22 protein-coding genes are annotated in these 17629 nt (G+C 52.5%); 10 read left to right on the plus strand and 12 right to left on the minus strand.

Going from position 1 to position 17629, the window contains the following annotated elements:
- The first annotated feature begins 158 nt into the window (after window positions 1-158).
- The 3 genes from arcB to mtgA all read left to right on the plus strand — a co-directional run bounded on the left by arcB (window position 159) and on the right by mtgA (window position 4094).
- A complete protein-coding gene (arcB, locus tag OGY71_RS04560) occupies window positions 159-2495 on the plus strand; it encodes an aerobic respiration two-component sensor histidine kinase ArcB (protein ID WP_003828775.1) in 2337 nt (778 codons plus the stop codon).
- Window positions 2496-2724: 229 nt separating this feature from the next.
- Window positions 2725-3378: an isoprenoid biosynthesis glyoxalase ElbB gene (gene elbB, locus OGY71_RS04565; RefSeq protein ID WP_003828774.1), complete on the plus strand. Its 654-nt coding sequence runs from the start codon at window positions 2725-2727 to the stop codon at window positions 3376-3378.
- A complete protein-coding gene (gene mtgA, locus OGY71_RS04570; RefSeq protein WP_003828772.1) occupies window positions 3375-4094 on the plus strand; it encodes a monofunctional biosynthetic peptidoglycan transglycosylase in 720 nt (239 codons plus the stop codon). Before elbB ends, mtgA begins: the two co-directional genes overlap by 4 nt.
- A 66-nt stretch (window positions 4095-4160) precedes the next feature.
- Here the strand turns inward: mtgA and npr are convergent, their stop codons facing one another.
- The 11 genes from npr to OGY71_RS04625 all read right to left on the minus strand — a co-directional run bounded on the left by npr (window position 4161) and on the right by OGY71_RS04625 (window position 12080).
- Entirely contained in the window at window positions 4161-4433 is a 273-nt protein-coding gene (gene npr / locus OGY71_RS04575) for a PTS phosphocarrier protein NPr (protein WP_003828770.1), read from the minus strand.
- Entirely contained in the window at window positions 4430-5284 is an 855-nt protein-coding gene (gene rapZ, locus OGY71_RS04580) for an RNase adapter RapZ (RefSeq protein WP_003025085.1), read from the minus strand. The genes npr and rapZ overlap by 4 nt, the downstream gene beginning before the upstream one ends.
- Before the next feature lie 45 nt (window positions 5285-5329).
- Window positions 5330-5821, minus strand: coding sequence for a PTS IIA-like nitrogen regulatory protein PtsN (gene ptsN / locus OGY71_RS04585; protein WP_193134757.1), 492 nt, complete (start codon window positions 5819-5821; stop codon window positions 5330-5332).
- An 83-nt stretch (window positions 5822-5904) separates the two neighbouring features.
- The gene (gene hpf, locus OGY71_RS04590; RefSeq protein ID WP_003025078.1) at window positions 5905-6192 is read right to left on the minus strand and encodes a ribosome hibernation promoting factor; all 288 of its coding nucleotides are present in this window, start codon (window positions 6190-6192) and stop codon (window positions 5905-5907) included.
- A 22-nt stretch (window positions 6193-6214) separates the two neighbouring features.
- On the minus strand, window positions 6215-7648 hold the full coding sequence (gene rpoN / locus OGY71_RS04595; protein ID WP_032934192.1) for an RNA polymerase factor sigma-54: 1434 nt from the start codon (window positions 7646-7648) through the stop codon (window positions 6215-6217).
- Between the two features lie 46 nt (window positions 7649-7694).
- A complete protein-coding gene (lptB, locus tag OGY71_RS04600; RefSeq protein ID WP_003828761.1) occupies window positions 7695-8420 on the minus strand; it encodes an LPS export ABC transporter ATP-binding protein in 726 nt (241 codons plus the stop codon).
- Window positions 8421-8426: 6 nt separating this feature from the next.
- Window positions 8427-8975 carry a lipopolysaccharide ABC transporter substrate-binding protein LptA gene (gene lptA, locus OGY71_RS04605; RefSeq protein WP_003828759.1) on the minus strand — a complete coding sequence of 183 codons (549 nt, stop codon included), beginning with the start codon at window positions 8973-8975 and terminating at the stop codon, window positions 8427-8429.
- On the minus strand, window positions 8944-9519 hold the full coding sequence (lptC, locus tag OGY71_RS04610; protein WP_003828757.1) for an LPS export ABC transporter periplasmic protein LptC: 576 nt from the start codon (window positions 9517-9519) through the stop codon (window positions 8944-8946). Before lptC ends, lptA begins: the two co-directional genes overlap by 32 nt.
- Window positions 9516-10082 (minus strand): 3-deoxy-manno-octulosonate-8-phosphatase KdsC, encoded by a 567-nt coding sequence (gene kdsC, locus OGY71_RS04615; protein WP_003828755.1) that lies wholly within the window; start codon window positions 10080-10082, stop codon window positions 9516-9518. The genes lptC and kdsC overlap by 4 nt, the downstream gene beginning before the upstream one ends.
- A 20-nt stretch (window positions 10083-10102) precedes the next feature.
- Window positions 10103-11089, minus strand: coding sequence for an arabinose-5-phosphate isomerase KdsD (gene kdsD, locus OGY71_RS04620; protein ID WP_003828753.1), 987 nt, complete (start codon window positions 11087-11089; stop codon window positions 10103-10105).
- 13 nt (window positions 11090-11102) lie between these two features.
- Window positions 11103-12080, minus strand: a complete 978-nt coding sequence (locus tag OGY71_RS04625) for a calcium/sodium antiporter (RefSeq protein WP_003828751.1) — start codon at window positions 12078-12080, stop codon at window positions 11103-11105.
- Window positions 12081-12295: 215 nt separating this feature from the next.
- Between OGY71_RS04625 and mlaF the strand changes: the two genes are divergently transcribed.
- The 7 genes from mlaF to murA all read left to right on the plus strand — a co-directional run bounded on the left by mlaF (window position 12296) and on the right by murA (window position 17144).
- Window positions 12296-13108 carry a phospholipid ABC transporter ATP-binding protein MlaF gene (mlaF, locus tag OGY71_RS04630; protein ID WP_003828749.1) on the plus strand — a complete coding sequence of 271 codons (813 nt, stop codon included), beginning with the start codon at window positions 12296-12298 and terminating at the stop codon, window positions 13106-13108.
- Window positions 13109-13115: 7 nt separating this feature from the next.
- Window positions 13116-13898, plus strand: a complete 783-nt coding sequence (mlaE, locus tag OGY71_RS04635) for a lipid asymmetry maintenance ABC transporter permease subunit MlaE (RefSeq protein WP_003025053.1) — start codon at window positions 13116-13118, stop codon at window positions 13896-13898.
- A 4-nt stretch (window positions 13899-13902) separates the two neighbouring features.
- On the plus strand, window positions 13903-14460 hold the full coding sequence (gene mlaD / locus OGY71_RS04640) for an outer membrane lipid asymmetry maintenance protein MlaD (RefSeq protein ID WP_286612920.1): 558 nt from the start codon (window positions 13903-13905) through the stop codon (window positions 14458-14460).
- An 18-nt stretch (window positions 14461-14478) separates the two neighbouring features.
- Window positions 14479-15114, plus strand: a complete 636-nt coding sequence (mlaC, locus tag OGY71_RS04645; RefSeq protein ID WP_003025047.1) for a phospholipid-binding protein MlaC — start codon at window positions 14479-14481, stop codon at window positions 15112-15114.
- Complete coding sequence (gene mlaB / locus OGY71_RS04650; protein WP_003828745.1) at window positions 15114-15407, plus strand: lipid asymmetry maintenance protein MlaB; 294 nt, start codon at window positions 15114-15116, stop codon at window positions 15405-15407. Before mlaC ends, mlaB begins: the two co-directional genes overlap by 1 nt.
- Window positions 15408-15576: 169 nt before the next feature.
- Window positions 15577-15831 (plus strand): BolA family iron metabolism protein IbaG, encoded by a 255-nt coding sequence (gene ibaG / locus OGY71_RS04655; RefSeq protein ID WP_003025040.1) that lies wholly within the window; start codon window positions 15577-15579, stop codon window positions 15829-15831.
- A 53-nt stretch (window positions 15832-15884) separates the two neighbouring features.
- The gene (gene murA, locus OGY71_RS04660; protein WP_003828741.1) at window positions 15885-17144 is read left to right on the plus strand and encodes a UDP-N-acetylglucosamine 1-carboxyvinyltransferase; all 1260 of its coding nucleotides are present in this window, start codon (window positions 15885-15887) and stop codon (window positions 17142-17144) included.
- 56 nt (window positions 17145-17200) lie between these two features.
- Here murA and sfsB read toward each other — a convergent pair whose 3' ends face one another.
- Complete coding sequence (sfsB, locus tag OGY71_RS04665) at window positions 17201-17485, minus strand: DNA-binding transcriptional regulator SfsB (RefSeq protein ID WP_003025035.1); 285 nt, start codon at window positions 17483-17485, stop codon at window positions 17201-17203.
- Between the last annotated feature and the right edge of the window lie 144 nt (window positions 17486-17629).

Here is a 17629-nt window from a genome sequence, read left to right on the forward strand (position 1 = left end):
AAATCTGCGCCTGCTTGCCTGATGGCGCTTTGCTTATCAGGCGTACGATGGCCTCTCCGCGGTCATTTCACCGATAACCTCCGCATTTCTTGCACAATCTTCAACGTCACGCTGAGAATTGAGTATTATTGTGCCAAGTTGTCGTGAAGGAACCCTCTATGAAGCAAATCCGTATGCTGGCGCAATATTACGTCGACCTGATGATGAAGTTAGGTCTGGTGCGCTTTTCGCTGCTGTTGGCGCTGGCTCTGGTCGTGTTGGCAATTGTGGTGCAGATGGCTGTCACCATGGTGCTGCATGGCCAGGTAGAAAGCATTGATGTCATCCGCTCTATCTTTTTTGGTCTGTTAATTACCCCCTGGGCCGTCTATTTCTTGTCCGTGGTGGTGGAGCAACTTGAGGAGTCCCGGCAGCGCCTGTCACGACTGGTACAAAAGCTGGAAGAGATGCGCGAGCGCGATCTCAAGCTCAATGTGCAGCTGAAAGATAATATTGCCCAGCTCAATCAGGAAATTGTTGAGCGTGAAAAAGCTGAAGCAGAGCGCCAGGAAACATTCGAGCAACTGAAGGTTGAAATCAAAGAGCGCGAAGAGGCGCAGATCCAGCTTGAGCAACAGTCTTCCTTTTTACGCTCTTTCCTTGATGCCTCGCCGGATCTGGTTTTTTATCGCAATGAAGATAAGGAGTTTTCCGGCTGTAACCGTGCCATGGAGCTGCTGACTGGCAAAAGCGAAAAGCAGCTGGTGAACTTAAAACCGGCTGACGTTTACTCTCCTGAAGCGGCTGAAAAGGTGATTGAGACCGACGAGAAGGTGTTCCGTCATAATGTTTCGCTCACCTACGAACAGTGGCTGGACTACCCGGATGGGCGCAAAGCCTGCTTTGAAATTCGCAAAGTGCCTTACTATGACCGCGTAGGTAAGCGACATGGTCTGATGGGCTTTGGACGCGATATTACCGAGCGTAAGCGTTATCAGGATGCGCTTGAGCGCGCCAGCCGCGATAAGACCACCTTTATTTCTACCATCAGCCACGAGCTGCGCACCCCGCTTAACGGCATTGTCGGCTTAAGCCGGATCCTGCTGGATACGGATCTAACCGCGGAGCAGGAAAAATACCTGAAAACAATCCACGTCTCTGCTGTGACGCTGGGGAATATATTCAACGATATTATCGACATGGATAAGATGGAGCGACGTAAAGTCCAGCTCGATAACCAGCCGATCGATTTCACCAGTTTTATGGCGGATCTGGAAAACCTCTCTGGCCTACAGGCGCAGCAAAAGGGTCTGCGTTTTGTGCTTGAGCCGACGTTACCCCTGCCGCATAAGGTCATTACCGACGGAACGCGTCTGCGTCAGATCCTGTGGAATCTGATCAGCAACGCAGTGAAGTTTACCCAGCAGGGGCAGGTGACCGTGCGGGCGCGCTATGACCAGGGAAATATGCTGCATTTCGAAGTTGAAGATTCCGGCATCGGCATTCCGCAGGATGAGCAGGATAAAATCTTCGCTATGTATTATCAGGTGAAGGACAGCAACGGTGGTAAACCGGCAACGGGGACAGGGATTGGTTTGGCCGTGTCGAAGCGTCTGGCGAAAAACATGGGCGGTGATATTACGGTTTCCAGCCAGGCAGGAAAAGGGTCTATCTTTACGCTGACCGTGCATGCCCCTGCGGTAGCGGAAGAGATTGAAGACGCGTTTGAAGACGATGAACTGCCGCTGCCAGCCCTGAATGTGCTGCTGGTGGAAGACATTGAGCTGAACGTTATTGTTGCGCGCTCCGTGCTGGAAAAATTAGGCAACAGCGTGGATGTCGCGATGACCGGGAAAGCCGCGCTGGAAATGTTTACGCCGGGTGAATATGACCTGGTGTTGTTGGATATTCAGCTACCGGATATGACCGGTCTGGATATCTCGCGGGAGCTCACGCAAAAATACGCCCGTGAAGATCTGCCACCGCTGGTCGCACTCACCGCCAACGTACTGAAAGATAAAAAAGAGTATCTGGACGCAGGCATGGACGACGTGCTGAGTAAGCCGCTGTCGGTTCCGGCGCTAACCGCCATGATCAAAAAATACTGGGATACCCGAAACGAAGAGGAGAGCACTGTGACATCTGAAGAAAGCAGTAAATCGCAAGCGCTGTTAGATATTCCTATGTTGGAACAATACCTCGAGCTGGTGGGACCGAAGTTAATTACCGACGGGCTGGCGGTGTTTGAGAAGATGATGCCGGGATATTTGAGCGTGCTGGAGTCCAACCTGACGGCACGGGATAAAAAAGGTGTTGTTGAGGAAGGCCATAAAATTAAAGGCGCAGCAGGTTCAGTGGGGCTGCGTCACCTGCAACAGCTAGGTCAGCAAATCCAGTCGCCGGATCTTCCTGCCTGGGAAGATAACGTTGCTGAATGGATTGAAGAGATGAAGCAGGAGTGGCAGCACGACGTGGCAGTATTAAAAGCCTGGGTGGCGAGCGTGGAAAAAAAATGACCCCGGCTTGACCGGGGTGCGCGAATACTGCGCCAACACCAGGGAAATCGTGGCTGCGCCGTAAATTATTATCATTGTTTACAAGGGCGCAGCCCTAATTTTCAGGCCGCACGCAGTTAAGATAGCAAATCTTAAATAATTTGTTACATGAATCAGTTAAATGTGTGAAGCGTAGCATTTAAATCATAATAACTAATATGTTTCAGCCAGTTGAGAAAGGAGTATCACGATGAAAAAAGTGGGTGTAGTGCTCAGCGGATGCGGCGTGTATGACGGTGCAGAGATCCATGAAACTGTTCTCACGCTTCTGGCCATTGCCCGCAACGGCGCTCAGGCTGTCTGTTTCGCACCAGATAAACAACAGGCGGATGTGATTAATCATCTGACCGGCGAGCCGATGCTGGAAACTCGCAATGTGCTGATTGAAGCCGCGCGCATCACACGTGGCGATATTCGCCCACTTGCGCAGGCAGTCTCATCGGAACTGGATGCGTTGATCGTGCCGGGTGGGTTTGGTGCGGCCAAAAATCTGAGCAATTTTGCCAGTCAGGGCAGCGAATGCCGGGTTGACAGCGATTTAGCCGCGCTGGCGGTGGCCATGCATCAGGCGGGTAAGCCGTTGGGATTTATGTGCATTGCGCCTGCCATGTTACCTAAAATTTTTGACTTCCCGCTGCGTCTGACCATCGGCACTGATATCGACACGGCAGAGGTGCTGGAAGAGATGGGCGCTGAGCATGTGCCTTGTCCGGTTGATGACATTGTCGTCGATGAAGACAACAAAATCGTCACCACGCCTGCCTATATGCTGGCGCAGGACATCGCTCAGGCTGCGAGTGGCATCGATAAACTGGTATCGCGTGTGTTGGTGCTGACTGAATGAGAAAAGGAGTAACCGCCTTTCTGCGACGTATTTTTCTGCGGGTGGTGGTTGTCCTCGCCGTATTCTGGGGCGGAGGTATCGCACTTTTCAGCGTGATGCCTGTGCCTTTCTCGGCGGTGATGGTCGAGCGACAGCTGGGCGCATGGCTGTCCGGTGATTTCGGCTATGTGGCGCACTCGGACTGGGTGAGTATGGATGAGATCTCACCGTGGATGGGACTGGCGGTGATTGCTGCGGAGGATCAGAAGTTTCCCGACCACTGGGGGTTTGACGTCACCGCCATAGAGAAAGCGCTGGCGCACAATGAACGCAATGAAAACCGCATTCGCGGGGCGTCGACGTTATCGCAACAGACGGCGAAAAACCTGTTTTTATGGGATGGACGCAGCTGGGTGCGTAAAGGTCTCGAAGCCGGGCTAACGCTGGGTATGGAAACCGTCTGGAGTAAGAAACGTATTCTGACCGTCTATTTGAATATCGCCGAGTTTGGCGATGGGATATTTGGCGTGGAGGCGGCGGCGCAACGGTATTTTCATAAACCGGCCAGTCGGTTGAGCCTGTCTGAAGCGGCCTTGCTGGCGGCAGTATTGCCCAATCCTTTGCGTTTTAAGGCGAATGCGCCTTCTGGTTATGTGCGTAACCGCCAGGCTTGGATTATGCGCCAAATGCGTCAGTTAGGTGGTGAGTCGTTTATGCGGGAAAATAAGCTGTATTAGCGTAGTTATTGCCGGATGCGGCGTAAACGCCTTATCCGGCCTACTGGCTACGTTCTGTGTACTCGATTAATCTTCATCAAACCCTGAATTAAACAGGGCAATCACTGCGGCCAGGGCTTCTACTTCCTGTGGTCCCGTGGCTTCGACTTCTATCTGACGCCCTTTGGCTGAATCCAGCATCAGCAGGGCGATAACGCTGTTGGCCTCGGCCTCCGTTCCTTCATCATTACGCAGCAAAACTTCTGCTTCGAAACCCTGCATCAATTCAAACAGTTTCATCGCTGGGCGGGCATGCATGCCCAGCTTATTGGTGATTTCAACGGTTTGCTTCACGGTCATGATTTACGTTTTTCCAGCGTACGATGGCGTGACTGCACGTTTTTACCGCGTGAGCGGAAGTAGTCTGCCAGCTGCTCTGCAATATACACCGAACGGTGTTTCCCGCCGGTACAGCCGATGGCTACGGTAAGGTAGCTACGGTTGTTGGTCTCCAGCATGGGTAACCATAGCTCGAGATAGCTGCGAGTCTGGTAGATAAAATTGTGTACTTCTGTGTGCCTGTCGAGGAATGCGGCGACAGGGCGGTCAAGACCGGTCATTGGGCGCAGCTTCGGATCCCAGTGTGGGTTAGGCAGGAAGCGCACGTCAAAGACGTAATCCGCATCAATCGGGATACCGTGTTTGAAACCAAAGGATTCGAATACCATCGTCAATTCACGTTCACGTTTACCCAGCAGTCGGGTACGTAACATTTCCGCCAGTTCGTGTACGGACATTTCGGAGGTATCAACGATCAGGTCAGCGCGAGAGCGCAGAGGCTCCAGCAAATCGCTTTCCTTATCGATAGCGCTTTCCAGAGACAAGTTCTTGCTGGAGAGCGGGTGTAAACGGCGCGTGTCGCTGTAGCGACGAATCAGCGTGTTACGGTCTGCATCAAGGAACAGCAGCTGTGGTGAGAAACCCTCGGGCAGATTATTCATTGCCTGCTCGAAAATTTCCGGGGACTCAGGCATGTTGCGCACATCAATGCTGACGGCCGCAGAAATCTGGCGATCGGCCAGTGTACGAGCCAGATCGGGCAACAGCACTACGGGAAGGTTATCCACGCAGTAAAAACCCATATCTTCCAGCGCACGCAGGGCGACAGATTTACCTGACCCTGAACGGCCGCTGACGATCATCAGTACCATGTACTGTTTCTCCTCACAACGACAAAAAAGGATGCCATTGGGTTGTTATACTTCATCCTGTCCACCTTCGGTGTCCGTGATGATTTGATACAACTCCTGGTCACTCTGCGCGGCGCGCAGACGACGACAGATGGTTTTATCTGCCAGACGTTTTGCGACCAGTGACAACGTATGCAAATGCGTCTTGGTTTGGTCTGCCGGGACCAGCAGGGCGAAAAGCAGATCGACAGGTTGATTATCAATGGCGTCGAAGGCGATGGGTGTTTCGAGTTGAACAAACACACCAACCGCGCGCATCGTGTCTTCTTCCAGCTTTCCGTGCGGGATAGCAATACCATTACCGATGCCGGTACTGCCCATTTTTTCACGCGTCAGAATGGCTTCAAATACCACCTGAGAAGGCAAGCTAAGCTGTTTTGCCGCAAGTTCGCTGATGATTTCCAGTGCGCGTTTCTTGCTTTGGCAGTGAACGCCTGCGCGTGTACATTCCTGGTTAAGAACAGTGCTCAGTTGTAGAGTCGTATCGTTATTTGTCATAATTTCACCTAAGCGCTAACTGTACAAATGGCCCGTTGTGCTACACAACAGGCCGTCCTGCACCCGCTAACTGCCCGGACAAGTTAGTGCTGTTTCAGTTTATCTTTATGTTTTGTTAACTGCCGAGCCAGTTTATCAATTAAACCGTCAATGGCGGCGTACATATCCTGACCTTCCGCGCTGGCATGAATTTCGCCACCGTTCACATGCAGTGTTGCATCCGAGATATGTGTAACCTTCTCCACTTTCAACACAATATAGACCTGATTAATCCGGTCGAAATATTGTTCGAGCTTGGCAAATTTTGTATTCACAAAATCGCGCAGGGCTTCGGTGATTTCGACGTTGTTTCCAGTGATGTTGAGCTGCATAGTGTCTTCCTTATCGGTTGGGTCACACCAGTTGTTTGCGCTGGTTAGACGGCGGAATGGATAAAGACTCTCGGTACTTCGCAACGGTGCGGCGTGCTACCATGATACCCTGTTCTGACAGCATAGAGGTTAACTTGCTGTCACTCAGCGGTTTCGCGGGGTTTTCCGCAGCAATTAATTTCTTCACCAGCGCACGGATAGCTGTGGACGAGGCTTCGCCTCCGCCTTCAGTGTTAACGTGACTGGAAAAGAAATACTTCAATTCAAAAATGCCGCGCGGACTGTGCAGATACTTTTGCGTGGTCACACGGGAAATGGTCGATTCGTGCATCTCGACGGCCTGGGCGATATCCGCCAGTACCATCGGTTTCATATACTCTTCGCCTTGTTCAAAGAAAGCTTGCTGCTGCTCAACGATGCAGCGGCTGACGCGCAGCAACGTATCATTGCGGCTTTCCAGGCTTTTAATCAGCCACTTCGCATCTTGCAGATTGCTACGAATAAACTGGCTGTCGGCATCGTTGCGCGCGCTATTGCACATCGCGGCGTAGTGCTGGTTAATCTGTAAGCGCGGAATGCTGTCGCCGTTGAGTTCGACCACCCAGCGATCGTTATGCTTACGCACCAGCACATCCGGAATGACGTACTCCGGCTCGCCAGTCTGGATCGACTGCCCTGGGCGGGGATCAAGCGACTGGATGAGGTTGACGGCTTCTTTCAGCACGTCTTCTTTCAGTCGGGTCACGCGCATCAGCGTGCGGAAGTCATGGTTGGCTAACAGATCGAGATGATCGCTGATGATCAGGCGCGCTTCATCCAGCCACGGTGTGGCTTTATCAAACTGCGAAAGTTGGATCAGTAAGCAGTCACGGAGATCTTTGGCGGCCACGCCAACGGGATCAAAGCGCTGAACGCGTTTAAGCACGGCTTCGATTTCGTCCATACCGACGTCGTCATCGCCCATGCTTTCGAGAATATCGTCCAGGGTCACGGTGAGATAACCGGTTTCGTCTACCGCATCCACAATGGATGTCGCAATGGCGCGATCGGTATCCGAGAACGGGGTCAGTTCCACTTGCCACATCAGGTAATCCTGTAGTGATTGCGTGGTCTCACCCTGATAGACAGGCAGTTCGTCGTCGATGTAATCTCCGCTGGTGCCCGAAGGCGTCCCGGCGGTGTAAATTTCATCCCAACTGGCGTCAAGCGGCAACTCCTCAGGCATCTCTTTTTGTTCGAGTGCATCTGCGGTGTCGAGGGTTTCGCTGTCCTGTTTTTCCTGGGTATCAATTTCGTCGTGAAGATCGGTTTGCTCGAGCAGTGGGTTACTTTCCAGCGCTTGCTGAAGTTCTTGCTGAAGTTCCAGCGTGGACAACTGCAACAGACGGATAGCCTGTTGTAGCTGAGGCGTCATCGCCAGTTGTTGGCTAAGCCTGAGTTGCAAACCTTGCTTCATGTTCAGAGTTGTTTTCTCCTGCAGTGACGTGAAGTCTTCTACCCTATCAGAGTCTGAAGTCTTCCCCAAGGTATACGCGCTTAACGTGCTCATCCTGCAGTATTTCTGTTGGCGTGCCGTGCGCGATCAGGTGTCCCTGACTTACGATATAGGCGCGCTCACACACTGCCAGCGTTTCGCGGACGTTGTGGTCAGTAATCAGCACGCCAAGGCCGCTGTCGCGCAGGTGTTCGATGATCCGTTTGATATCAATAACGGAAATTGGGTCAACACCGGCAAACGGTTCATCCAGCAGGATAAATTTCGGATTGGCGGCCAGTGCGCGAGCGATCTCCACGCGGCGTCGTTCACCACCGGAGAGCGACTGACCTAAGCTGTCGCGCAGGTGCTCGATGTGGAATTCTTCCATCAGCTCGTTAGCGCGATCTTCCCGCTGCTCGCTGGTCAGATCGTCACGAATTTGCAGCACCGCCATCAGGTTATCAAACACGCTCAGGCGACGGAAAATCGATGCTTCCTGCGGTAAGTAGCCGATGCCGCGACGCGCGCGCGCATGCAGAGGCAGCAGACTGATGTCTTCGTCATCAATGATAATGTTACCCGCATCGCGCGGGACAATGCCGACAACCATGTAAAAGGTTGTTGTCTTGCCTGCACCGTTAGGACCGAGCAGACCGACGATCTCCCCGGAGTTGACGGTCAGACTGACATCTTCAACCACACGACGGCCTTTATAGGCTTTTGCAAGGTTCTTTGCAGTTAATGTTGCCATAACGAATCAGTTACCTTTTTTCTCTGCCGGAGCCTTGTTTTTGTCCTGCAACTGCGACGGAACCAGAACGGTGGTGACGCGTTTGCCTTTATCGCTGAAGGCCTGCATTTTCTGCTCTTTTACCAGATAAGTGATCTTATCGCCCGTGATGTTGCTATCGAGCTGTTCCAGATACGCCTTGCCGGTGAGAACGACAAAGTCTTTCGCCAGTTCATAGTGCATCTGAGAGGCGTGGCCTTTAACCGGTTTACCGTTGTCCTGCATCTGGTAAAACGTTGCTGGATTGCCATAGCCATCAATCACTTCTTTGCCGTCTTCACCGCCAGGACGGGTCACGACGACTTTATCGGCGTTAATTTTGATGGTGCCCTGAGTCACAATCACGTTGCCAGTAAACGTCACCACGTTGCCCTGCATATCCAGGGACTGCTGGTCCGATTCAATGTGAATCGGCTGCTCGGTATCGCCGGTGACGGCAAATGCCGGAATGCTGGCGGCCAGAAGTGAGCTGGCAAGTACAAGATTAAGGCTGAGTTTGTTTGTTTTGGATTTCATATGAGGTTCTAACCTTTTCAATCAGCTCGGCGTTCTTGCTGCGTAAGTTGCCGCGCATCTTCAGTCCGCTGGAGTTAAATGTTGTGCCATACAACGTCACCAGATCATCGGAAGTGACGTCTTGTGTCACCAGGTTAATCTGCGCGTTATCGGTCGTAATTCTGCGTAGTTGAGAGTCAGGCACCAGGGCGTTAACCTCAACATGGCCGTACAGATACAGCATCCGATCGTTGGTCAATTTGGCTTTATCGGCCTTGATCGTCCAGGTCGGTACTTTATCCTTATCAAACGTGGTTAATACCGGTTGAGTAAACCACGAAACCGCTTGTTCCGAATAATATTCAACGTGTTGTGCGATCAAGTGATAGCTCAGCGCGCCTTCCGGACTATACACGACGGTATCAGTATGTTCGCTCTTATAGGTTGGCTCGTTGTTATTGACGACGACCTGAGCGGTGTCATCTTTGTCTGCCAGATTAATACCAATCATCACAAGGACAGCCAGCGACAGTAGAATGATAACCCAACGTCTGGTTTTGCTCATATCGATTGCCCTTTGGCCTCGTCCAGTTTGCCCTGCGCCAGGAGTAATAAATCGCAGACTTCACGCACAGCGCCACGTCCCCCATCAATGCGGGTGACATAATCAGCTCGCGGGATCAGCAAAGGGTGGGCATCTGCCACCGCGACGCTTAATCCCACTTTAGCCATCACCGGCCAGTCGATCAGGTCATCGCCAACATAGGCGACATTCTCCGGCGCGATCGCCAGTTTGCTAAGGAGATCGCCAAAGGCAACCAGTTTGTCTGACTGCCCCTGATACAGGTGGGTGATCCCCAAAGTGGTACAGCGATCTTCTACAAGTTTAGCCTTTCGTCCGGTAATAATGGCAACCTCAATACCGGAAGTGAGCGCACAGCGAATTCCGTAACCATCACGGACGTTAAAAGCCTTCAGCTCTTCACCGTTGTTGCCCATATAAATCAGACCATCAGACAGTACGCCATCCACATCCAGGATCAGCAAACGGATGTTTTCTGCCCGGGTGATAACGTCTGCGCTGACGGGTCCATAACAGGTCGCAAGCGACGCACCTGCTTTACTCATTTTTGTTATCCTTGAGTTTCTTACACTACACCTGCACGCAGCAGATCATGCATATGTAACACACCGAGTAACTGGTCGCCATCAGCAACCATTACCGAGGTGATATGGCGGGACTGCATTAAGTTCAGGGCATCGACGGCAAGAATGCCCGGACGCACGCGAATGCCTCCAGGGGTCATCACATCGGCAATGCCTAACTGGCGTACATCAACGCCCATATCGAAGACACGACGTAAATCGCCATCGGTGAAAATACCGTCAATCTTCATGGCATCATCGCAAATGACGGTCATGCCGAGATTTTTACGCGTGATCTCAAGTAAGGCGTCACGCAGGCTGGCGTTTTTGGTCACATGCGGGATCTCGTCGCCCGTATGCATAATATCGTTAACGCGCAGTAAAAGCTTACGGCCCAGTGCGCCACCGGGATGAGACAACGCAAAATCTTCCGCGGTAAAGCCGCGCGCTTTTAATAACGCCACCGCCAGGGCATCGCCCATCACCAATGTTGCTGTCGTACTGCTGGTCGGCGCCAGGCCTAACGGACAAGCTTCCTTGGGCACTTTAACACACAGATGCACATCTGCCGCACGCGCCATACTGCTTTCAGGACGACCGGTCATGCAGATAAGCGGTACATGAAGACGTTTTAATACCGGGATCAGCGCCGCTATCTCATTGGATTCACCGGAGTTAGAGATGGCGATGACCACATCCTGCGGCGAGACCATACCCAGATCGCCATGTGCGGCTTCGCCTGGATGTACAAAAAATGAGGGGGTGCCGGTGCTGGCAAATGTGGCTGCCATTTTCCGCCCGATATGGCCAGATTTCCCCATTCCCATCACCACCACTTTGCCCGGGCAGCTGAATATTTTCTCGCATGCGAGGGTAAAATTTTGGTTGATGTACTGATCAAGCTCCGCCAGGCCTTCACGTTCAATTGCCAGGACTTCCTTGCCTGCTTTCTGAAAGTCAAAACCCGGTTGCAACTCTAAGTGCGACATAATGCGTTTCCAGTTATCCAACGAGAAGTGGCGATAACCAATACAGCATCGCCAGCCATATGATAAAACCGCCGGTCAGCAGCGCACCTGCGCCGCGACCAATCTGGCGCGGACGTCGCCAGCAGAGTAGTGCAAAAATCACGCTCACCAGCAGCATGACGCTATAGTCACGGGTGAAGGCCATTGGATTGACTTCACCCGGCGTAATCAGCGCCGGTAGCCCGAGGACGATAACGATATTAAAAATGTTTGCGCCGATAATGTTACCGACGGCAATATCGTTTTCACCTTTACGCAGACCCGCAATCGCTGTTGCCAGCTCCGGCAGGCTGGTACCAATGGCGACCACTGTTAGCCCGATAGTAAGTTCGCTCATGGCGAAATAGTTCGCCAGCACGGTAGCGTTATCCACCACCATACGTGTTGCCATTGGCATAATAATCAGCGCAATGCCCAGCCACAAAAACGCGACAGGTAACCCGCCTTCACGCGGTAGCTCAGCTATCTGCTCACGTGTCAGGCTGTCATTGCCTTGTCGCTCGGCCAGACGGGCGATTTTAACAATGAATAGCAGCCATAGCACGGCCAGAAGCAGAAGAAAGAAACCGTCGCTGCGGCTTAACTGTCCGTCATACAGGACGGATGCAGCTAAAATACTTACCAGCAACATTAGCGGTAATTCACGACGCAGAACATCAGAATGCACGGTAAAAGGATGAATCAGCGCCGACAGGCCTAAAATAAGCAGAATGTTGGTGATGTTAGAACCTATGGCGGTCCCGACAGCCAGATCGAGTTGCCCATTCATCGATGCGGCAACGGAGACAATTATTTCGGGTAACGACGTACCCATGCTGACCACGGTCATTCCGATGATAATGGGAGGAATACCGAAATTTCGACATAAAATGGATGCGGCAAATACCAGACGGTCGGCACCGTAGACCACCAGAAGTAAACCAATTATTAACAGCGCCGTCGCTAAAAGCATCTAAAGTCCTTTCTTCAGGTATACTCGCCGGTCCACTTGAAGGATCTTCTGGAAGCCGTAACGAAGTCTTAATTTTGACTTTATGCGGCTAAAAAGTAAAACAAATGCCAGCTTTCGCTAACCAGGACAGGCAATAATCTGTAAATATGTTGGGTTCAGGGCTAAATTGAGCGCCAAACTCTTCGATCAACGAGGCAATAGTAAAGGATGAATCAATGGGTCAGTCTGTGGCGAATCTAGTCGATATGCGCGATGTCAGCTTTTCCCGGGGTGACCGCTGCATCTTTGATAATATTTCCCTGACGGTACCGCGCGGTAAGGTGACGGCGATCATGGGGCCATCAGGCATCGGCAAAACGACGCTGTTGCGTCTGATTGGCGGACAGATCCCCCCGGATAAGGGCGAGATCCTGTTTGACGGTGAGAACGTCCCGGCCATGTCCCGTTCGCGTTTATTTACCGTGCGTAAGCGCATGAGTATGCTGTTTCAGTCTGGTGCGCTATTTACCGACATGAATGTTTTTGACAACGTCGCGTACCCTCTGCGCGAGCATACGACGTTGCCAGCGCCGTTGCTGAAGAGCACGGTGATGATGAAGCTCGAGGCCGTCGGCCTGCGGGGTGCGGCCAAATTAATGCCTTCTGAATTATCCGGTGGGATGGCGCGTCGCGCCGCGTTAGCACGTGCTATCGCGCTGGAGCCAGACCTCATCATGTTTGATGAGCCGTTCGTCGGCCAGGATCCCATCACCATGGGCGTTCTGGTGAAGCTAATTTCAGAACTGAACAGCGCGCTGGGCGTCACCTGTGTGGTGGTATCCCATGATGTGCCTGAGGTACTGAGTATTGCGGATTACGCCTATATAATGGCGGACAAAAAAATAGTGGCCTACGGTAGTGCTCAGGCGCTACAAGAAAATGCCGATCCGCGCGTACGCCAGTTCCTTGACGGCATTGCCGATGGACCGGTTCCGTTCCGTTACCCGGCGGGCGACTACCACATCGATTTACTCAAAACAGGGAGTTAAGCCACCCATGTTGTTAAATGCGCTGGCATCACTCGGACATCGGGGAATAAAAACCCTCAGGACGTTCGGGCGAGCCGGATTAATGTTGTTCAATGCGGTTGTCGGCAAGCCGGAGTTTCGCAAACATGCGCCGCTGCTGATACGCCAGCTCTATAATGTCGGTGTCTTATCGATGCTGATCATTATTGTTTCTGGCGTGTTCATCGGTATGGTGCTGGGGTTGCAGGGATACCTGGTGCTGACGACTTACAGCGCGGAAACCAGCCTCGGTATGCTGGTGGCACTGTCATTGTTACGTGAGCTGGGACCGGTTGTTGCGGCGCTGCTGTTTGCCGGGCGGGCCGGGTCGGCCTTAACCGCAGAAATTGGCCTGATGCGGGCGACCGAACAGCTTTCCAGTCTGGAAATGATGGCCGTCGATCCACTGCGCCGGGTGATTTCCCCACGTTTTTGGGCCGGTGTTATTTCATTGCCGCTGCTGACGATTATTTTTGTCGCAGTCGGGATCTGGGGTGGTTCACTGGTTGGCGTAAGCTGGAAGGGTATTGATGCGGGCTTTTTCTGGTCGGCTATGCAAAATGCCGTCGACTGGCGTCTGGACCTGGTCAACTGTCTGATTAAGAGCGTGGTATTCGCCATTACGGTCACATGGATTGCATTGTTCAATGGTTATGATGCGATCCCGACCTCTGCCGGGATTAGCCGGGCAACGACACGCACCGTAGTGCACGCCTCTCTTGCCGTTCTGGGGCTGGATTTTGTGCTGACCGCACTGATGTTTGGGAATTGAGTTCATGCAAACGAAAAAAAATGAAATTTGGGTCGGGTTATTCTTGCTGGTTGCGCTGCTGGCAGCGCTGTTTGTGTGCCTGAAGGCAGCGAACGTCACCTCAATGCGTACTGAGCCGACTTACACGATTTATGCGACCTTTGATAATATCGGCGGCCTGAGAGAGCGTTCTCCGGTGCGGATTGGCGGGGTGGTAGTTGGACGCGTATCGGACATCTCGTTAGATCCGAAAACGTACCTGCCGCGCGTGACGCTGGAAATCGAATCGCGTTTTAACCATATTCCTGACACCAGTTCTCTGAGCATCCGTACTTCCGGTCTGCTGGGCGAACAGTATCTGGCATTGAACGTGGGTTTTGAAGATCCTGAGCTGGGAACGTCTATCCTCAAAGATGGCGGTACGATTCAGGACACGAAATCCGCGATGGTGCTGGAAGATATGATTGGTCAGTTCCTTTACAACAGCAACAGTAAAGGTGATGACAATAAGAATTCTGGCGATGTGCCAGCCGCAACTGACGGCAATAATGAAGCCACTACGCCTGCGGGCGCAACGAAATAATCTCAGGAGAATCGACGTATGTTTAAACGATTGATGATGGTGGCTATGCTGGTGATTGCTCCACTTAGCGCGGCAACCGCAGCAGACCAGACTAACCCGTACAAACTGATGGATGAGGCGGCGCAGAAGACCTTTGACCGTCTGAAAAACGAGCAACCAAAAATCCGTTCCAACCCCGATTACCTGCGTCAGGTCGTCGATCAGGAACTGCTGCCTTATGTGCAGGTTAAGTATGCCGGTGCGCTGGTGCTGGGCCGTTACTACAAAGATGCGACTCCTGCCCAACGTGAAGCCTATTTTGCCGCATTCCGTGAATATCTGAAGCAGGCTTACGGCCAGGCACTGGCGATGTACCACGGCCAGACCTATCAGATTGCCCCTGAACAACCGCTGGGTGATGCGACTATCGTACCTATCCGCGTAACCATCATCGATCCAAACGGTCGTCCTCCGGTACGTCTGGATTTCCAGTGGCGTAAAAACTCCCAGACCGGTAACTGGCAGGCGTATGACATGATCGCCGAAGGCGTAAGTATGATCACCACCAAACAAAATGAGTGGAGCGACCTGCTGCGTACCAAAGGTATTGATGGCCTGACGGCGCAGCTGAAATCTATTTCTCAGCAGAAAATCACGCTGGAAGAGAAAAAATAATGGCGCAGTCACTCACCTGGACGCGCGAAGGCGACAAGCTGGTGCTGGTGGGAGAGCTGGATCAGGACGTGTTAAATCCCTTATGGGATGCGCGAATTGAGGCGATGAAAGGGGTATCCTGCATCGACCTGAACCAGGTATCCCGGGTAGATACCGGCGGTTTGGCGTTACTGTTGCATCTGATTAATCAAGGCAAGCAGCAGGGAAATAGCGTTTCGCTCACTGGCGTTAACGATAAAGTGTACACGCTGGCGCAGCTTTACAATCTGCCTGACGACGTCCTTCCGCGTTAATTTTTCCAGGCCGGATAAGGTCTTGTGCCGCTAACCGGCAAAACCCCTGAGGGGGATCTGCCACTAAAGCCTTGTCTGATTTATCAGCGAGGCTTTTTGCTTATTTATGACAGCGCCACTTTGCTCTAAGATGTTGGGCTGTTTTCACTATCTGACGAATGAAGAGCCCATGGAAAATAATGAAATTCAGAGCGTGCTGATGAATGCACTCTCCCTCCAGGAAGTCCACGTTTCTGGCGACGGCAGTCACTTTCAGGTTATTGCCGTGGGTGAGATGTTTGAAGGCATGAGCCGGGTCAAGAAGCAGCAATCGGTCTATGGCCCGTTGATGGAGTACATTGCGGACAACCGCATTCATGCCGTGTCGATTAAGGCGTTTACCCCAGCGGAATGGGCGCGCGATCGCAAACTTAACGGTTTTTGAGCTACGGGTGATGTGCCGGTAGCGAAGATAAATTCTTAACAGAGAACAGAATAATGGATAAATTTCGTGTTCAGGGGCCAACCAAGCTCCAGGGCGAAGTCACAATTTCAGGCGCTAAAAATGCCGCACTGCCGATCCTGTTTGCGGCGCTGCTGGCTGAAGAACCTGTAGAGATCCAAAACGTCCCGAAACTGAAGGACGTTGACACCTCGATGAAGCTGCTGAGCCAGCTGGGTGCGAAAGTTGAGCGTAATGGTTCCGTGCACATTGATGCGCGTGATGTGAACGTCTTCTGTGCGCCGTACGATCTGGTGAAAACCATGCGTGCATCCATCTGGGCGCTCGGGCCGCTGGTTGCCCGCTTTGGTCAGGGCCAGGTATCACTGCCGGGCGGCTGCACCATCGGTGCACGTCCGGTTGACCTGCACATTACCGGCCTGGAGCAGTTAGGCGCGACTATTAAGCTGGAAGAAGGCTATGTGAAGGCGTCCGTTGATGGCCGTCTGAAAGGCGCGCATATCGTCATGGACAAAGTGAGCGTCGGTGCGACGGTCACCATTATGTGCGCAGCAACGCTTGCCGAAGGCACCACCGTCATCGAAAACGCCGCGCGCGAGCCGGAGATTGTGGATACCGCGAACTTCCTGATTGCGCTGGGCGCGAAGATCACGGGTCAGGGCACCGACCGTATTACCATCGAAGGCGTTGAGCGTCTCGGCGGTGGTGTTTATCGCGTTCTGCCAGATCGTATCGAAACCGGTACCTTCCTGGTGGCGGCGGCAATTTCTCGCGGCAAAATTATCTGCCGTAATGCACAGCCGGACACGCTGGATGCCGTTCTGGCGAAGCTGCGTGATGCAGGTGCGGATATTGAAGTGGGTGATGATTGGATCAGCCTTGACATGCACGGTAAACGTCCGAAAGCGGTCAATGTGCGTACTGCACCGCATCCGGCGTTCCCTACCGACATGCAGGCCCAGTTCACGTTGCTGAACCTGGTAGCTGAAGGGACCGGCTTCATCACGGAAACCGTGTTTGAGAACCGCTTTATGCACGTGCCTGAGCTGAGCCGTATGGGTGCTCACGCAGAAATCGAAAGCAATACCGTGATTTGCCACGGCGTGGAAACGCTCTCTGGCGCACAGGTTATGGCGACCGATCTGCGCGCATCTGCAAGCCTGGTGCTGGCAGGCTGTATTGCTGAAGGTACGACGGTAGTCGACCGTATTTATCACATCGATCGCGGCTATGAGCGCATCGAGGATAAACTGCGTGCGCTGGGCGCAAACATTGAGCGCGTGAAAGGCGAGTAATCGTCAACGTTTCTTGTAACCCCCAGTTCAGTTGGCCGGGGGTTACAGCTCAATGTTCATTCCGGATTCTTTTTCTCTCTGCGACTCCTCATCATTCGCGTTCTGTCGATGAACTCATGCGTTTTGGCATCGTGATAGCGTGACGGCCAAATCACCCAGGGGTCAGTTCCCAGTGCCCGGGCGATAATCAACTCACCTTTTGGCCATGGTCTTGTTAACGCATTGGCCAGCGTTGATGAACTCAATCCATTTTTACGTGATTCAGCGGCCATTGAGGTCCCTTTCTTGCGCAGTCCGGCGATGATGTCGGCCGGATGCCAGTCAATCAGCTTGCTTTCCATAAATTCATCTCTCCTTTGGTTAACGACTTACGGTTCCACGATCGGTTGTGGCGACACTATAACGCCCGAAGAGTGAATGTTCTAAAATGTTCATGTAAAGTGTGTGTATATTCAGAATATGCCAAGGTTGTGCGTGATTTTCTG

Origin of the sequence: Citrobacter sp. Cpo109 (assembly GCF_030332565.1) — a bacterium.
Classification (GTDB): Bacteria; Pseudomonadota; Gammaproteobacteria; order Enterobacterales; family Enterobacteriaceae; genus Citrobacter; species Citrobacter portucalensis.

What these genes read in the sequence shown, in the direction of transcription:
- arcB (WP_003828775.1), top strand. Translation starts at nt 159, where the DNA reads ATGAAGCAAATCCGTATGCTGGCGCAATATTACGTCGACCTGATGATG.
- elbB (WP_003828774.1), top strand. Translation starts at nt 2,725, where the DNA reads ATGAAAAAAGTGGGTGTAGTGCTCAGCGGATGCGGCGTGTATGACGGT.
- mtgA (WP_003828772.1), top strand. Translation starts at nt 3,375, where the DNA reads ATGAGAAAAGGAGTAACCGCCTTTCTGCGACGTATTTTTCTGCGGGTG.
- npr (WP_003828770.1), bottom strand. Translation starts at nt 4,433, where the DNA reads ATGACCGTGAAGCAAACCGTTGAAATCACCAATAAGCTGGGCATGCAT.
- rapZ (WP_003025085.1), bottom strand. Translation starts at nt 5,284, where the DNA reads ATGGTACTGATGATCGTCAGCGGCCGTTCAGGGTCAGGTAAATCTGTC.
- ptsN (WP_193134757.1), bottom strand. Translation starts at nt 5,821, where the DNA reads ATGACAAATAACGATACGACTCTACAACTGAGCACTGTTCTTAACCAG.
- hpf (WP_003025078.1), bottom strand. Translation starts at nt 6,192, where the DNA reads ATGCAGCTCAACATCACTGGAAACAACGTCGAAATCACCGAAGCCCTG.
- rpoN (WP_032934192.1), bottom strand. Translation starts at nt 7,648, where the DNA reads ATGAAGCAAGGTTTGCAACTCAGGCTTAGCCAACAACTGGCGATGACG.
- lptB (WP_003828761.1), bottom strand. Translation starts at nt 8,420, where the DNA reads ATGGCAACATTAACTGCAAAGAACCTTGCAAAAGCCTATAAAGGCCGT.
- lptA (WP_003828759.1), bottom strand. Translation starts at nt 8,975, where the DNA reads ATGAAATCCAAAACAAACAAACTCAGCCTTAATCTTGTACTTGCCAGC.
- lptC (WP_003828757.1), bottom strand. Translation starts at nt 9,519, where the DNA reads ATGAGCAAAACCAGACGTTGGGTTATCATTCTACTGTCGCTGGCTGTC.
- kdsC (WP_003828755.1), bottom strand. Translation starts at nt 10,082, where the DNA reads ATGAGTAAAGCAGGTGCGTCGCTTGCGACCTGTTATGGACCCGTCAGC.
- kdsD (WP_003828753.1), bottom strand. Translation starts at nt 11,089, where the DNA reads ATGTCGCACTTAGAGTTGCAACCGGGTTTTGACTTTCAGAAAGCAGGC.
- OGY71_RS04625 (WP_003828751.1), bottom strand. Translation starts at nt 12,080, where the DNA reads ATGCTTTTAGCGACGGCGCTGTTAATAATTGGTTTACTTCTGGTGGTC.
- mlaF (WP_003828749.1), top strand. Translation starts at nt 12,296, where the DNA reads ATGGGTCAGTCTGTGGCGAATCTAGTCGATATGCGCGATGTCAGCTTT.
- mlaE (WP_003025053.1), top strand. Translation starts at nt 13,116, where the DNA reads ATGTTGTTAAATGCGCTGGCATCACTCGGACATCGGGGAATAAAAACC.
- mlaD (WP_286612920.1), top strand. Translation starts at nt 13,903, where the DNA reads ATGCAAACGAAAAAAAATGAAATTTGGGTCGGGTTATTCTTGCTGGTT.
- mlaC (WP_003025047.1), top strand. Translation starts at nt 14,479, where the DNA reads ATGTTTAAACGATTGATGATGGTGGCTATGCTGGTGATTGCTCCACTT.
- mlaB (WP_003828745.1), top strand. Translation starts at nt 15,114, where the DNA reads ATGGCGCAGTCACTCACCTGGACGCGCGAAGGCGACAAGCTGGTGCTG.
- ibaG (WP_003025040.1), top strand. Translation starts at nt 15,577, where the DNA reads ATGGAAAATAATGAAATTCAGAGCGTGCTGATGAATGCACTCTCCCTC.
- murA (WP_003828741.1), top strand. Translation starts at nt 15,885, where the DNA reads ATGGATAAATTTCGTGTTCAGGGGCCAACCAAGCTCCAGGGCGAAGTC.
- sfsB (WP_003025035.1), bottom strand. Translation starts at nt 17,485, where the DNA reads ATGGAAAGCAAGCTGATTGACTGGCATCCGGCCGACATCATCGCCGGA.